Here is a 15486-nt window from a genome sequence, read left to right as displayed (position 1 = left end):
TGGTCCGGCTGCGTTGCGCAGTCGTTGGAAGTTGGGGAAGTTGCAGTGGGCGTCTTGGAAGTGGGGCGCTGGCGGTTCATGGGGGCCGTCAGCTCGGTTGTTTTGATCGTTGTTACGGGCGGGGCGGCGGCCCAATCATCAACCTCGGGTGCGTCGGCGGCGGGCGCAGGCACGGAGCTTGGAACGGTCGTTGTCCAGGCAAGCGAGGCCCGCAAGCGGGCCACCGCATCATCCTCGCGCAGCCGCAGCGCGGCGCGCGCCCGTGCGGTCTCGCGCGCGAATACACAAGCCGGCGCCGCCGCCGCGGCCGCAGCCGGGGCTGGATCCGGCGGAGGCAAAAAGGAGTCGGCATTCGGCCATGTCGACGGCATGGTCGCGACGAGGAGCGCGACCGGCACCAAGACCGATGCGCCGCTGATCGAGACGCCGGCTGCGATCTCGGTCGTGACGCAGGACCAGATCCAGGCCCAGGGCGCGCAGAGCATCGCGCAGGCGGTGCGGTATACGCCGGGCACGCGCGGCGAATTTGCCGGCGCCGACGCCCGCACCGATGCCGTCTATGTTCGCGGCTTCCTCGCCGACCAGTATCTGGATTCGCTGCGGCTGCTGAACTTCGGCATCTTCGCCTATTCGCTGGTCGAGCCGTTCAATCTCGAGCGGGTCGAGATCCTGCACGGCCCGGCCTCGATCCTCTACGGCCAATCGTCGCCGGGCGGCCTCGTCGACATGGTCTCGAAGCGGCCGACGCTCGATCCCTATCACGAGATGTTCGTCTCGACCGGCAGCTATGGCCGCATGCAGGCCGGTGTCGACCTGTCCGGACCGATCGACAAGAACAAGGAGTTTCTCTACCGCTTCACGGCGTCGGGCTTCGACGTCGGCAGCCAGGTCGATCACGGCGACTACCAGCGCATCTCGATTGCGCCGTCGCTGACGTGGCGACCGGACAACAACACGACGCTGACGGTGCTCGGCACCTATCAGCGCGATCCCAAGGCCGGCTTCTACAATCAGCTGTCGCCGCTCGGAATCGGCACCATCACGCCCTTCAAGGGAAGCTTCATCCCGACCAGCTTCTATTCGGGCGAGCCTGGCTTCGACAAGACCGACCGCACCTACGGCTCGGTCGGCTATCTGTTCGAGCACAGCTTCAACAACAACGTGAAGGTCCGGCAGAACCTGCGCTACACCGACCTCAGCACGGATTTTGCGGTGGTGTCCCCCAACTCCGGTACCGATCCCTCCAACATGACTCGCGGCGCCTTCACCACGCAGGAAAGCATCCGCTCCATCGCCGTCGACAATCAGGCCGAGGCGAAGTTCTACGCGGGCCCGTTCGAGCACACCGTGCTCGCCGGCATCGACTACCGCAACGGCGTCGACAAGACCCTCAATGGCGCGCTTGCGGTCGCTCCGCCGATCAACGCATTCAATCCCGTCTATGGCACGCCGTTCGGGCCGGTGCCGTTCACGACCCGAAACCGCCAGCAGATCGATCAGGTCGGCGAGTACATCCAGGACCAGATCAAGTACGACCATTGGGTGGCGCTGCTCGGCATCCGCCACGACCTCGCCCAGTCCCGCACCGACAGCACGGCGCTCGCGTCGAACATCACGACGACCAGCCCGAAGTCCGATACCGCGGTCACCAAGCGCGGCGCGCTGCTCTACAAGTTCGACAGCGGCATTGCGCCCTACATCCAGTACACCGAATCGTTCCAGCCCACCGCCGGCACGACCTTTGCCGGCAGTCCGTTCGCGCCGACCACCGGCAAGCAGGAAGAGGTGGGCATCAAGTATCAACCCAACGACAAGTCGCTCTACACGATTGCGGCGTTCAACCTGGTTCAGCAGAACGTGCTGACGCCGGATACCGATCCGGCACACGGGCCCGGGCAGCGCGTCCAGACCGGCGAGATCCGGTCGCGCGGCATCGAGCTCGAAGCCAAGACCGAGGTCAATCGCGAGCTGACGGTGCTGGCCTCGTACACCTATCTCGACAACGTCGTGACCAGGACCAACACCGCCGCGCAACTCGGCAAGCATCCGGTCGGCTTCCCCATGAATTCCGCCGCGGTCTGGGCGGATTACACCTTCCGCGGCGGCGTGCTCGACGGCTTCGGCCTGTCCGGCGGCGTCCGCTATATCGGCGAGCTTCCGGGGAATACGGCCAACACGTTCTACGTCCCCGACGTGACGCTGTTCGACGCGGCGATCCACTACGACTTCTCGGCGCTGGGGCCGCTGTTCAAGGGATATTCGGCGCAGGTCAATGCGACCAACCTGTTCGACAAGACCTACGTGACCTATTGCCAGGACATCGGCTGCTATTACGGCCTGCGCCGCAACGTGATTGCGACGCTGCGCTACAAATGGTGACGGACATGAGCGGGCAGGCGGTCTTCGGCGAACGCGTCTATGGACGAAAGCCCGCGCTGCGGCGCTGGCTGTTCGTGCACAAATGGTCGAGCCTGATCTGCACGCTGTTCCTGCTGCTGATCTGCATCACCGGCCTGCCGCTGGTGCTGCGGGAGGAAATCAACGGCCTGCTCGACGATGCCTTGCCCTACGCGCAGGTGCCGAAGGGTACGCCCAATGTCGATCTCGACCGGGTGGTCGAGGCCGCCCGGAAGCTGTATCCCGGCGAGACCATCGTCTCGGTGTTCGTCGACGACGACGAGCCCAAGATCATGGTCTACATGGCGAGCTCCTGGGAGGCGTTCAGCGCCAACCGCAAGGCGCTGCACTCGATCCGGTTCGATGCCCATACCGGCGACGTGCTGAAACAAACCAAGCCGTTCGGCGAGGACGGGCTCACCTTCCTGCAACTGATGCTGACGCTGCATCGCGACCTCTTCATGGGGCTCCCGGGCGAGCTGTTTCTCGGCGCCATGGCGCTGCTGTTTTGCGCGGCAATCGTGTCCGGCATCGCGGTCTACGGTCCCTTCATGCGCAAGCTGGATTTCGGCACCGTGCGCGCGGCGCGGTCACGGCGGCTGAAATGGCTCGACCTGCACAATCTGCTCGGCGTCGTCACGCTCGGCTGGGCGCTGGTGGTCGGCGCGACCGGCGTGATCAACGAGCTCTCGACGCCGCTGTTCGCGCTGTGGCAGCAGACCGACGTGCGCGCGATGCTGGCGCCGATGCGCGGCAAGCCGGTGCCGCAGGTCTCCGAGATTGCCTCGACCCAGGCGGCCTACGACACGGTGAAGGCGGCATTTCCCGACATGATCACCACCAGCATTGCGTTTCCGGGCTCGCCGTTCGGATCACCCTTCCACTACGTGGTCTGGACCAAGGGCAAGGAGCCGCTGACGTCGCGGCTGTTCAGCCCGGTGCTGGTCGATGGGCGAAGCGGCGCGCTGGTGTCGGCGGTGACCATGCCCTGGTATCTGCGCGCGCTGGAGCTCTCGCGTCCGCTGCATTTCGGCGACTACGGCGGCATGCCGCTGAAGATCATCTGGGTCCTGCTCGACCTCGTCACCATCGTCGTGCTCGGCAGCGGGCTCTATCTCTGGCTGGTGCGGTCCCGGGCCGCGAAAACGCAGCCTCGGTCCGCCGTCGCGCTGCAAATGCCGGGAGCCGCGGAATGACCGGCAATCGTTCGCTCGGTCTGATCTGGCGCTGGCCGGTCCTGCTCGCGGCGCTGAGCGTGTTCGGCCTGCTGGCCGCCTTGATCGGTCAGACCGGGATATGGCTGCCGCTGTCGTGGGTCGCGCTGACCATTCCGCTCGCGGTGGTCGCGATCTGCATCCTTCGCAGCCGGACGAGCTGAGACTATTCGGCAGGCTCGGCCGATGCCTCGTCGGCGACGCCGGCACGGCTCGCCATGATTCCGAGTGCGACGCCGCCGATCGCCAGGATCGGCAGCAGCCGCTTGACACCGATCGCGCGGACGATCTGGAGCCCGGTGGCGAGCAGCATGGGGTCGGCGAGCATGCTGTGCGCTGCGGACTTGGCGGCGCGCTCGGCGGCGATGTGGGCTTCCTTGCGCAATTGCCGCTTGTAGGCCCAATAGCTCACAGCCGCGGTCAGGGTCAGCAGGAAGAAGATGCCGGCACCGGCGAGACAGGCCTGCACCGGACCATATTTGTCGAGGACCGAGATGAAGGCCGCGGCGCAGAGGAAGCAGGTCGTGATGAACAGCGCGAAGGCGGCGCCTGCGGCAAGGGACGTCAGTCGCGCGGTCGAGCCGGCGGATGCACTGATCCCGTCAATGATGCGCTGAAACATGGCCTTGCTCCTCAGATCCCCACAAGCCGGTACCGGCAGCGCAGCCGCGCTGCCGTCCTCTCGATCCGTTCCGCGACCTTACCGCCGCCAGGCGGCGCCGATCAGGAAGCCGATGCCGAGCGCGAGCCCGACGGTCGCCAGCGGCCGCTGCGTGATCGCATCCTCCAGCGTCTCCTCGATCGATCCGTAGGCGTCCTGCGCTGCGCCCATCATGGCGCTGCCGCGCTCCGACACGTCGTCGATCGCCGAATCCATGTTCTCGCGGGCCTGGCGATAGCCGCGCCGGGCCTGCTTGCTGGTGGAATTGGCAAAGGTGTTGAGCGCGTCGGTGATCTGATCGGTGAGGGCGGCGATATCGCTTTTCACGGCTGCTACATCCTTCTCGAGGCGTTCTCTGGTGGCTTTGTCGGTCCAGTCTCTCATCCCGGCTTCGGCTTGACTCGATGACATCTGGGACTCCGAATTGTTGGCGGCTGAGATAGCCGGAAAACGTTTCGTACTGGGGTAAGTTCCGTTTGTGGAAACCGCCTCAGGCCTGCGGCAGCTGCGGCGCGTCCTCCGGCAACAGATGTTCCTTCAGGATCAGCCCGACGATGAGCAGCGGCGACGACAGAAAGGCGCCCATCGGCCCCCACAGCCAGGTCCAGAACGCCAATGCCAGCAGCACCGCCAGCGCATTCAGCGCCAGGCGGCGGCCGATGATCATCGGCGTGACGAAATGTCCTTCCAGGAACGTGATGCCGCCGAACGCGACGGCGGCCAGCAGGCCGGCGCCGAGGGTCGGGAAGGCGACGATACCTACAACGACCAGTACGGCGAACATCGCGACCGGCCCGATGATCGGAATGAAGTTGAGGGTTGCCGCGAGCGCACCGAGGCCGGCCGGGTTAGGCATGCCGGTCACTGCGCAAACGAGGCCGGTGACGATGCCGACCCCGACATTGATGACGGTCACCGTCAGCAGGTAGTTGCCGAGATGAACCTCAATCTCGTTGAGGATGCGCAGCGTGCGCAGTCGCGCATCGCGGTCGCTGAATGTCATGATCAGCGCCCGCCGCAGGTCGCGCCAGCTCGCGATGAACAGGATCAGGGTGACGAAGAACAGCAGGAATTCGGTGAAGGTCGGCGACAGGAATTCCAGCGCCGGCTGCACCCATTCGAATTTCGGCAGCTGGAAGCTCGGCAGCCCTTCCGAACCGCCGACCATTAATTGAAGCTCCTGCCACAGCGCCAGCGGCCGGTCGAATATATGGAGCTTGTCCTTCAACTGGGCGCCCAGCTCCGGAAGCCGCGAGCTCCATTCCATCACGGGCGATGCGATCAGGGCGACGACGAAGGCGACCACCGCGGTTACGGCAATCACGATCAGGACGGCGCCCAGCCCGCGCGGCACCTTGCGGTTTTCCAGGAAGGTCGCCGCCGGAGACAGCATGGTGCCGACCACAAAGGCCATCACCACGGGAAGGAAGAACGCCCGGGCGACATAGAGCACCGTGACCACGGCGATCAGGAGCAGGCCGGCTAGCGCGAAGGCGACGAATTCGGTGCGGCGGATGACCGGGGGCAATTCGGCAGTGCTACCGGGGAGCGGATCACCTTCGCCGCTGCCGGACATCAAACGTTCACTGGGAAGGACGCGCACAACATATCTCCCCGCACGGAAAGCCTTCCGCGCGCCCATTGCTGGATGGTGAAACGCTGAGGGAACGCTAGGGTTCCATCGCGGCTTCGTGAAGTTGCGCTCGCTTGACTGTGACGTCGTTGCAGCGGCACCGCGCGGAACTTGAGTCGCCCTGCCTGCGTTTGTTGGCAAGCCGCATCACCCTGATGCGCCCATCCAACGGGGCAGCACATGACAACGTTCCTTGCCGTCCGCCGCCGCTTCTCGCCGCGCGCCACCACCGCTTTTGCCTTCGCGACCGCACTGCTCGTCGTACCGTTCGGGGCGGCGAGCGCGCAAACGCTCGGCTATCTCCCCATGCAGCCGCAGGCCTATCCGCAGGATCAGACCACCTATTCCCGCGGCTATGTGAACGACGAGGCGCAGGCGGCCGACGAGGATGCACAGCTACCCGATCGCCTGCGCAAGCAGATCGTCAGCTTCGACCGCGGCGAGCCGGCTGGGACCATCGTGATCGATACCGGCAATACTTACCTCTATTACGTGCTCGGCAATGGCCGCGCGATCCGCTACGGCGTCGGCGTCGGCCGCGAGGGCTTTACCTGGTCGGGCGTGCAGAGCGTCAGCCGCAAGGCGGAGTGGCCGGACTGGCACCCGCCGGCAGAGATGATCGCGCGCCAGCCCTATCTGCCGCGCTTCGTCGCCGGCGGCCCCGGTAATCCGCTCGGCGCCCGCGCGATGTATCTGGGATCAAGCGAATACCGCATCCACGGCACCAATGATCCCACCACCATCGGCAAGTTCGTGTCTTCCGGCTGTATTCGCATGACCAATGAGGACGTCACCGACCTGTTCAGCCGCGTCGATGTCGGCGCCAAGGTCGTCGTGCTGCCGAAGAACGCGCCGCTGATGGCTAGGGGCGGCGACCCCGTACGCAAGCGCCCGGCCGTGACGACGCTGCCCTCGGGCCGGCAGGCGTTGAATGTCACGACGTCGGCCGTGAACTGAAGCGTTTGAGTGAGGCCATATGCAGAGACGTTCGATGAGCAAACCGGCTGGTGCGGCGGCTTTCCTCGCCGTCGCATCGTTCGGCCTCGCCCTGACGCCGCCGGCGCATGCGCAGGATTTCTTCTCGCAATTGTTCGGCGGCTTCCGGATGCGGCCGCCGCCGGAGATCCGCGTCCCGTTCCCCAATGACGACATGCCGCGCTACGACCAGCCCCGGCGCGCCGCCTATGGCGGCGGCACCGCCTATTGCGTGCGTGGCTGTGATGGCCGGTATTTCCCGGCGCAGGGCAACGATGCCGAGAGCAAGGCGCAGTCCTGCAAGAGCTTCTGCCCGGCGTCCGAAACCTCGCTGGTCTATGGCAGCAATATCGACGACGCCACGACGGACAGGGGCAAATCCTATTCCGATCTGCCTAACGCGTTCCGTTATCGCAACGAGATCGTCGCCGGCTGCACCTGCAACGGCAAGGACCCTGTCGGTCTCGCCCAGGTCAAGGTCGAGGACGACCCTACCTTGCGCAAGGGCGACATCGTTGCCGGCAGCGATGGCCTCGTGGTCGCGAACCGCAGCGCCAATGACCGCCGCGGCGTCGCGGTGAATTTCTCGCCGCTGCCGGAGTCAGTCCGCGCCAAGTTCCGCCAAGTCCCGGTGGTGGCGAAGGAGTAGGCAGGCGCTTCGCGTGTGATGCGACGCCGCAGCCTCAAGTTCTGCCGTCGTCCCGGCGCAGGCCGGGACCCATAGCCACAGGATTGGGTTTGGCGAAGACTCGGAGTTATCTGCTCGCGCAGCAACTCCTCCCTGGGGTTATGGGTCCCGGCCTGCGCCGGGACGACATTGGGGGTTTAGCGCCGTCTTGCCTACGCCGCGCGGATCTTGCCCAGGAAATCGCTGACCTGCTGGCCGAGCTGGCGGCTCTGCGTCTCCAGCGTCTCGGAGGCTTGCTTGACGTTGTCCGCCGCGCCGGCTGCGGTGTCGGCGTCGGCCTTCACGCCGGTGATGTTGTCCGAGACGTTCTTGGTGCCCTGCGCCGCATATTGCGTGCTGCGGGTGATTTCCTGCGTCGCCGCACCCTGCTCCTGCACGGCGGCGGCGATGGCGGTCGCGACTTCGTTGACCTCGCCGATGATGCCGCCGATCGCCTGGATCGCGTTGATGGCATCGCCCGCGACCTTCTGGATGTCGGCGATCTGTTCGGAAATCTCTTCGGTCGCTTTCGCGGTCTGGCTGGCGAGGGACTTCACCTCGGATGCGACCACGGCGAAGCCGCGTCCGGCCTCGCCGGCGCGTGCCGCCTCGATCGTGGCGTTGAGCGCGAGCAAATTGGTCTGGGCCGCGATGGTGTTGATCAGGCCGACGACCTCGCCGATGCGTCCTGCGGACTGCGCCAGCCCCTGAACCGTGCCGTCGGTCTCCCGGGCCTGATTGACGGCGCGGCTGGCAATGCCCGCGGCATGGGCGGCCTGCTGGCTGATGTCGTTGATCGAGGCCGAGAGTTCCTCGGCGGCAGCGGCCACGCTGTCGACGCTCATGGAGGCGTCATTTGAGGCCTTACCGGCGATTTCGACGCGTTCGTTGGTCTGGCGCGACACCGCGGAGAGGTCGCCCGAGGTCTTGCGCATCTCGCCGGAGGCTTCGCTCAGCTCGCCCAGCGACTTGCGCACCACGCCCTCGAACTCGCCGACATAGGCTTCCATCGCGCGCTGGCGCGCGGCGGCGCCGGCATTGCGCTCGCGCTCCTGTTCCTCGATCTTGAGCTTGTCGATCGCCTGCTGTTTGAACGTCTCCAGCGCGCCCGCCAGCGAGCCGATCTCGTCGTGCCGGTCGAGGTAGCCGCTGTCGACCGCGAGATCGCCGCCGGCCACCTTCAGCATGGCGTCGCGAATCCGGTGCAGCGGCGTGATCACGCGGCGGCTGACGGCCAGCATGGACGCGCCGGTCAGGACGATCGCGGCGACCAGCAGGGCGGTGTTGATGATCAGCCACTGCACGGCCGTCGCGCGCTGGGCGGCGGAGTGGTCCTTGGCCGCCTGCAGGGCCGCGTCGGCGAGCCTCACGGCGGTCATCATGCGGGGCACCGAATAGGGGCTCCACTGGTTGGCGGTCATCGACGGTTTCTCGCCCTTGGCGATCGTCGTGATGACGCCGTCGCGCGTCGCGGCGTATTGCGGATCGAAATAGGTCGTCCTGGTCTCGGTGATCGCCGAGGCCAGCGCCGGCGGCAGCTGCATACCCGCGGCGGCAAGCTCGATCGCGGTCCACGCGGCGTCGGTGCCGCCGACGAATTTGGTGTAGGCGAGCTGTACCTCGGGCGCGATCTTGCCGCTGCCGAGAGCGTTGCCCACGATCTGCGAGGATTCGCCGGCGGTATTGCGCAGCAGCCAGGCCATCTGCTTGATGCTCAGGAGCTGGTCGATGGTCGCATCCTGATGGTTGACGCTGGCGGCGAGGGCGCCGGAGAGCTTCTCGAGTTGCGCCATCAGCGCATCCTCGGTGGCGACATACTCCTTGGCGAGGCCCGCGCGACGATCGGCGCGCGGCTTGAGGGCCTCGATCCAGAACTCGGCCTGCGCCGCGAGCAGCGTCTTGTTCAGCGTGCCGAGCTCGGAGAGGAAAGTATCGCGCTGGGCAAGATCGGTGGTGGGCAGGATCTCGAGCGTGCGCGCCAGCGCGGGCATCAGGGCCTCGCGGATGTCGCGGATGTATTTCTCGATGTCCTTGTCCATCGGGACGTCGGAGGTGAGCTGGCGGTTGCTGGTCGAACGGTCGGCCCGGATGTTGGCCATCGCCTTGAACACTTCAGCCGAGGCCGCGGAGACCGCGACGATCCGGTTGGCCTGCTGCAGCCGGCCCCATGAGCTCCAGGCGCTGATCGAGAAGCCGATGACCACGACGAGCGCGGTCGAGAGGATCACCGCTTTGAGCAGCGTGGATACGGTCAGGCGGTTGAGCATCGGACACCCCGGTACGCGTTTCGAAGTTCGTGGCCCCCAATCGGCAGCCCCCAACGAACTTCGAACGACCAAAGGGATGCGCGCAGACGCGCGTGCCCTGGCGCACGCGTCTGGAACGCATTTGGCCCGAAAAGGGTAAAAACTTAGACAGTGTTCCTGCCGTAAAATTACGGGGCATTCACCGTCGTCGTCCTTGCGAAAGCCAGGACCCATTACCCCGATTGCGGGCGTGGCGGCACATGCTCACCACCGGCCCTGCCTTTTACGACCGCCGGTGGCTAGGGGTCCTGGCGTTCGCCAGGACGACATCGGGGGAATGCGGCGGCGCCGCCTGCGCGTTGGCAGCCCTAAGCCGCGCGGATCTTGCCGAGGAAGTCGCTGACCTCGTGGCCGAGCTGGCGGCTCTGGCTCTCCAGCGTCTCGGAAGCGGTCTTCACGTTGTCCGCGGCCGCAGCGGCGGCGTCCGCATCGGCTTTGACGCCGGTGATGTTGTCCGAGACGTTCTTGGTGCCTTGCGCCGCATATTGCGTGCTGCGGGTGATCTCCTGCGTCGCTGCGCCCTGCTCCTGCACGGCGGCGGCAATCGCGGTTGCGACCTCGTTCACCTCGCCGATGATGCCACCGATGGTCTGGATCGCGTTGATGGCGTCGCTCGCCACCCTCTGGATGTCGGCGATCTGCCCGGAGATTTCCTCCGTCGCCTTCGCGGTCTGGCTGGCCAGCGACTTGACCTCGGATGCGACCACGGCGAAGCCGCGGCCGGCCTCGCCGGCGCGCGCCGCCTCGATCGTGGCGTTGAGTGCGAGCAAATTGGTCTGGGCCGCGATGGTGTTGATCAGGCCGACGACCTCGCCGATGCGTCCTGCGGACTGGGCCAGCCCCTGAACCGTGCCGTCGGTCTCGCGGGCCTGGTTGACGGCGCGGCTGGCAATGCCGGCGGCATGGGCCGCCTGCTGGCTGATGTCGTTGATCGAAGCCGAGAGCTCCTCGGCGGCCGCGGCCACGCTGTCGACGCTCATGGAGGCGTCATTCGAGGCCTTGCCCGCGACCTGCACGCGGTCGTTGGTCTGGCGCGACACCGCGGACAGATCGCCCGAGGTCTTGCGCATCGCGCCGGAGGCGTCGCTCAACTCGCCGAGCGTCTTGCGGACCATGCCCTCGAACTCGCCGACATAGCCTTCAATCGCGCGCTGGCGCGCGGAAGCGCCGGCATTGCGCTCGCGCTCGTGCGCCTCGATCTTGAGCTTGTCGGTCGCCTGTTGCTTGAATGTCTCCAGCGCGCCGGCGAGCGCGCCGATCTCGTCCTGGCGCTCGAGATAGCCGCTGTCGACCGCAAGGTCGCCGCCGGCGACCTTGAGCATGGAGTCGCGGATGGTGTTGAGCGGACGGATCACGCGGCGGCTGACCAGCATGATCGCGCCGACGGCAAGTCCGACGGCGAACGCGAGCAGCACGAGCTGCACGATCAGCGCGCGCAGCGCGGCACCGCGTTGCTCCAGCGTATGGCTCTTGGCTGCGTCGAGCGCCGTCTCGGCGACGGCGACCGCGCTCGAGAGGCGGCCCACCGTCACGGGGGTCCACTGGTTCGCGGTCATCTCGGCCTTCTCGCCATTGGCGAGCGTGTTGGCGAGGCGATCGCGAAGCGCCAGATATTGCGGGTCGAAATAGGCGCTCTTGGCTGCGGCCATGGCCGACGACAGGGCCGGCGGCAGCTGCATGCCCGAGGTCGACAATTCCAGCGCCTTCCACATCGCAGCCGTTCCGCCGACGAACTGGGTGTAGGCGAGGCGCGTCTCCGGCGTGATGCGGCCGGCGTTGAGCCCGGTCGAGATGATCAGCGAGGCTTCACCGCCCGTGTTGCGCAGCAGCCAGGCGTTCTGCTTGATCGACAGCAGCTGGTCGATCGTCGCGTCCTGGTGGTTGACGGTGGCGGCCAGGGCGTTCGAGAGCTTGTCGAGCGTGTCGAGCAGGCCCTGCGTCGTCTCCATGTAGTCCTTCGGTAGGCTGGCGCGGCGCTGGTCCTTCGGCTTGGCCACGTCCTCCCAGAACTGCTTCTGCTGCTCGCTGGCCGTTTTGTAGAGCCGCGCGAACTCCGGCACCAGCGTGGCCGACTGCGGAAAGTCCATCGCCGGCAGCAACTCGAGCGCGTGGGCCATCGCCGGCATTTCGGCGTCCCGGATCGCGCGCAGATATTTTTCGATCTCGGCGTCCATCGGCTCGGTCGAATTGAGGAGCCGGTTGGTGGTCGAGCGGTCCGTGCGCAGATTGTGCATCGCCTTGAACAGGTCGGCGGAGGCATCCGTGATCTGCGAGATGCGGCTGGCGGTCCTCAGCCGATCCCAGGACTCATACGCGGTGAGCGAGAGCGCAATCACCACGCAGGCCGACGTGATCGCGATCACCGCCTTCAGCAGTGCGGATACGGTCAGACGGTTCAGCATCGAAGTCCCCCAATTCCCAAATCGAAGTTCGCGAAGGCGCCCCGGCAACGAGCGAAAAAGGATGGGGCCTGCAAGAATCAGCAATCACATGCCGTTTGCGCTTCAAGGCCCAAACGGTTTCCGCATGTGAAAGGAAAAGGGTAAAGTTTTAGGCATCCCGCCGTACGGTAGAAGTACGTATTTACTAGAAGTTGCAGGGGGTTGCGGCGATGGAACCAGCGCGCGTGACGCGCGTTAAGATAGCGTTCGCAACTTGCCAGAAGGGGGCTTCGCGATGCTGGTTGGCGTACTCGTCACCTTTCTCGTCATCATTCTCGTTCTTTATCTGATCAACATGCTGCCGATGGACGGCCGCGCCAAGCAGATCGCGCGCGTGATCGTCATCATCATCGGCATCGTATCGCTGCTGAAATATCTCGCGGTGTTCTAGCGACGGTACGTTGCCCGGATGAGCGCATCCGGAGTGCCGCAGCAAAGGTCCCGGATGTCGCTTCGCTCATCCGGGCTACGAGCGTAACAAAAAGCCCCGGCTTTCGCCGGGGCTTCGTTCGTGCTGCGCTAGTGCAGCGACTTCAGCCAGTCGTCGACGTCTTGACGAACCTGGTCCTTGGCCTTGCCGTAGCGTTCCTGGAGCCGGCCCTCGAGCTGCTCGCGGCGGCCTTCGATCAGCGTGAGGTCGTCGTCGGTGAGCTTGGCCCACTTCTCCTTGGCCGATCCCTTGAACTGCTTCCAGTTTCCTTCGATGCGGTTCCAGTCCATGTGCATCTCCCGTTGCTGATGGCCCGACAACGCGAGGTGTGGGCGGCCGTTCCTTGCTACGCCGCGACGTTTCGCCCGCGATTTCTTCGCTCATCCGGGCTACACCTGCCCAACAAAAAAGCCCCGGCTCGCGCCGGGGCTTTTGACGTTCGAATGACCGGACTCAACCGGCCGCCTTGGCCTCGCGGCGGCGCGCGGTGAGGATGTACTCGGTGTAGCCGTTCGGCTGCTCGCGCCCCTTGAAGATCAGGTCGCAGGCAGCCTTGAAGGCGACGCCGTCGAAGGCGGGCGCCATCGGCTTGTAGATCGCATCGCCGGCGTTCTGCTTGTCGACAACGACGGCCATGCGCTTGAGCGATTCCATCACCTGCGCCTCGGTGATCACGCCTTGGTGCAGCCAGTTGGCGAGATGCTGGCTGGAAATGCGCAAGGTCGCGCGGTCTTCCATCAGGCCGACGTCGTGGATGTCGGGCACCTTGGAGCAGCCGACGCCCTGGTCGATCCAGCGCACGACGTAGCCGAGAATGCCCTGGCAGTTGTTGTCGATCTCCTGCTTGACGTCGTCGGGCGCCCAGTTCGACTTCGACACCGGAATGGTGAGGATGTCGGAGAGCTTGGCGCGCGGGCCGCCCTTGGTCAGCTCCTGCTGGCGCGCGATGACGTTGACCTGGTGGTAGTGCAGCGCGTGCAGCGTGGCGGCGGTCGGCGAGGGGACCCAGGCGGTGGTGGCGCCGGCCTGCGGATGCGCGAGCTTCTGGGCCAGCATGTCCGCCATCTTGTCGGGCGCGGCCCACATGCCCTTGCCGATCTGGGCATGGCCGGGCAGGCCGTCGAGCAGGCCCATGTCGACGTTCCAGTCCTCGTAGGCCTTGATCCAGGCCTGCGCCTTCATCTCGTTCTTGCGGATCATGGGACCCGCTTCCATCGAGGTGTGGATCTCGTCGCCGGTGCGGTCGAGGAAGCCGGTGTTGATGAACATGATCCGCTTGGAGGCGCGCTGGATGCAGGCCTTGAGGTTGACGGTGGTGCGCCGCTCCTCGTCCATGATGCCGACCTTGAGCGTGTTCTCGGGCAGGCCCAGCATCTTCTCGACGCGGTCGAAGATCTCGCATGTCAGCGACACCTCGTCCGGGCCGTGCATCTTCGGCTTGACGATATAGGCCGAGCCGGTGCGGCTGTTCTTGACCTTGGAATTGCCCTTGAGATCGTGGATGGCGAGCAGGCCGGACACGGCGGCATCGAGCAGGCCTTCCGGAATTTCCTCGCCCTTCTCGTCCAGCACCGCGTCGGTGAACATGTGGTGACCGCAATTGCGCATCAAGAGCAGGCTGCGGCCGTGCAGCTTCACTTCGCCCTTGCCGTCAGGCGTCTTGTAGCTGCGGTCGGCATTGAGCGAGCGCGTCAGCGTCTTGCCGCCCTTCTCGAAATCGGCGGACAGCGTGCCGTTCATCAGGCCGAGCGTGTTGCGATAGACCAGAACCTTGTCCTCGGCATCGACCGCGGCGACCGAGTCTTCCATGTCCAGGATGGTGGAGACCGCAGCTTCCATGATCATGTCGGCGACGCCGGCCGGATCGTCCTTGCCGATCGCGCTGCTGCGGTCGATCTTCACCTCGACATGCAGGCCGTTGTTGACGAGCAGCACCGCACTCGGCGAAGCAGCCTCACCCTCGAAGCCCGCGAACTGCGCGGCGTTCTTCAGCGCGGTGGCGTTGCCGCTCTTCAGCTTCACGGCGAGCTGGCCCGCGACCACGCTATAGGCGGTGACGTCGGTGTGGCTGCCGGTCGCCAGCGGCGCGGCGGCATCGAGGAACGCTTTTGCTTTCGCGATCACCTTGTCGCCACGGGCCTTGTTGTAGCCCTTGCCGCCTTCGGACGGGTCGTGCGGGATCGCGTCGGTGCCGTAGAAGGCGTCGTAGAGCGAACCCCAGCGCGCGTTCGCCGCGTTCAGCGCGTAGCGCGCATTGGTGAGGGGAACGACGAGCTGCGGGCCGCAGATCTTGCCGATCTCTTCGTCCACATTGGCGGTCTCGACCTTCTGCGTCGCCGGCTCCGGGACGAGATAGCCGATCTCCTTCAGGAAGGCGGTGTAGGCGGCGAGGTCGAACGCCTTGCCCTTGTTGGCCCGGTGCCAGTCGTCGATCTTGGCCTGCAACGTGTCGCGCACCGCCAGCAGCGCGCGGTTCTTCGGCCCCAGGTCCTTGATGATGCCTGCAACCCCGGCCCAGAACGCATCCGGCGCGATCCCCGTTTTCGGGGCCGCTTCCTTGGCGATGAAGTCAAACAGGACGGGTGCGATCTTCAATCCGTGGGCGTCGACGCGTTTCATGATGGGCTTTCTTGTTGGAAATGGCTGTTTTTGGCTGCTTTTGACCCGACAGCAGCAAAATGCGCCCACAGGGGGCGGCTTTCGGGACCTATTAGCCCCAAAATCGGGGCGGTGAGAAGACCCCCAAAGGTCTGTCAAAATGT

General features: G+C 65.6%; 13 protein-coding genes. 6 read left to right on the top strand and 7 right to left on the bottom strand.

Translation table 11 applies throughout. From position 1 onward, the window contains the following. Window positions 1-369 precede the first annotated feature (369 nt). The 3 genes from JQ617_RS16015 to JQ617_RS16005 are packed head-to-tail and all read left to right on the top strand — an operon-like array spanning window position 370 to window position 3775. Window positions 370-2379 (top strand): TonB-dependent siderophore receptor, encoded by a 2010-nt coding sequence (locus JQ617_RS16015; RefSeq protein WP_249157143.1) that lies wholly within the window; start codon window positions 370-372, stop codon window positions 2377-2379. A 5-nt stretch (window positions 2380-2384) separates the two neighbouring features. Continuing rightward, a complete protein-coding gene (locus JQ617_RS16010) occupies window positions 2385-3593 on the top strand; it encodes a PepSY-associated TM helix domain-containing protein (protein WP_212027146.1) in 1209 nt (402 codons plus the stop codon). After that, window positions 3590-3775, top strand: a complete 186-nt coding sequence (locus tag JQ617_RS16005; RefSeq protein WP_212027145.1) for a hypothetical protein — start codon at window positions 3590-3592, stop codon at window positions 3773-3775. Before JQ617_RS16010 ends, JQ617_RS16005 begins: the two co-directional genes overlap by 4 nt. Window positions 3776-3777: 2 nt before the next feature. Here the strand turns inward: JQ617_RS16005 and JQ617_RS16000 are convergent, their stop codons facing one another. The 3 genes from JQ617_RS16000 to JQ617_RS15990 all read right to left on the bottom strand — a co-directional run bounded on the left by JQ617_RS16000 (window position 3778) and on the right by JQ617_RS15990 (window position 5875). Beyond that, window positions 3778-4233 (bottom strand): hypothetical protein, encoded by a 456-nt coding sequence (locus JQ617_RS16000; RefSeq protein WP_212027144.1) that lies wholly within the window; start codon window positions 4231-4233, stop codon window positions 3778-3780. A 78-nt stretch (window positions 4234-4311) separates the two neighbouring features. After that, window positions 4312-4683 carry an ElaB/YgaM/YqjD family protein gene (locus JQ617_RS15995; RefSeq protein ID WP_212027143.1) on the bottom strand — a complete coding sequence of 124 codons (372 nt, stop codon included), beginning with the start codon at window positions 4681-4683 and terminating at the stop codon, window positions 4312-4314. A gap of 79 nt (window positions 4684-4762) precedes the next feature. Then, window positions 4763-5875, bottom strand: coding sequence for an AI-2E family transporter (locus JQ617_RS15990; RefSeq protein WP_212027142.1), 1113 nt, complete (start codon window positions 5873-5875; stop codon window positions 4763-4765). 210 nt (window positions 5876-6085) lie between these two features. On the opposite strand from JQ617_RS15990, the gene JQ617_RS15985 reads away from it, so the two are divergent. Together JQ617_RS15985 and JQ617_RS15980 are read left to right on the top strand one after the other, a co-directional pair. Continuing rightward, a complete protein-coding gene (locus tag JQ617_RS15985) occupies window positions 6086-6862 on the top strand; it encodes a L,D-transpeptidase (RefSeq protein ID WP_212027141.1) in 777 nt (258 codons plus the stop codon). 19 nt (window positions 6863-6881) lie between these two features. Then, window positions 6882-7529 (top strand): DUF2865 domain-containing protein, encoded by a 648-nt coding sequence (locus tag JQ617_RS15980; protein WP_212027140.1) that lies wholly within the window; start codon window positions 6882-6884, stop codon window positions 7527-7529. Between the two features lie 191 nt (window positions 7530-7720). Here JQ617_RS15980 and JQ617_RS15975 read toward each other — a convergent pair whose 3' ends face one another. Together JQ617_RS15975 and JQ617_RS15970 are read right to left on the bottom strand one after the other, a co-directional pair. After that, window positions 7721-9814, bottom strand: coding sequence for a methyl-accepting chemotaxis protein (locus JQ617_RS15975; RefSeq protein WP_212027139.1), 2094 nt, complete (start codon window positions 9812-9814; stop codon window positions 7721-7723). Window positions 9815-10161: 347 nt separating this feature from the next. Beyond that, a complete protein-coding gene (locus JQ617_RS15970; RefSeq protein WP_212027138.1) occupies window positions 10162-12255 on the bottom strand; it encodes a methyl-accepting chemotaxis protein in 2094 nt (697 codons plus the stop codon). A 274-nt stretch (window positions 12256-12529) separates the two neighbouring features. Here JQ617_RS15970 and JQ617_RS15965 point away from each other — a divergent pair, with 274 nt between their 5' ends. Next, on the top strand, window positions 12530-12685 hold the full coding sequence (locus JQ617_RS15965; RefSeq protein ID WP_063694217.1) for a Thivi_2564 family membrane protein: 156 nt from the start codon (window positions 12530-12532) through the stop codon (window positions 12683-12685). 128 nt (window positions 12686-12813) lie between these two features. On the opposite strand, the gene JQ617_RS15960 is transcribed toward JQ617_RS15965, so the two are convergent. After that, window positions 12814-13014, bottom strand: coding sequence for a CsbD family protein (locus JQ617_RS15960; RefSeq protein WP_025033984.1), 201 nt, complete (start codon window positions 13012-13014; stop codon window positions 12814-12816). Window positions 13015-13177: 163 nt separating this feature from the next. After that, window positions 13178-15343, bottom strand: a complete 2166-nt coding sequence (locus tag JQ617_RS15955) for a malate synthase G (RefSeq protein WP_212027137.1) — start codon at window positions 15341-15343, stop codon at window positions 13178-13180. Window positions 15344-15486 lie beyond the last annotated feature (143 nt).

The sequence above is a fragment of the Bradyrhizobium sp. KB893862 SZCCT0404 genome (genome assembly GCF_018130885.1).
Lineage (GTDB): Bacteria > Pseudomonadota > Alphaproteobacteria > Rhizobiales > Xanthobacteraceae > Bradyrhizobium > Bradyrhizobium stylosanthis.
This window is presented reverse-complemented; position numbering and strand designations above follow the sequence as displayed.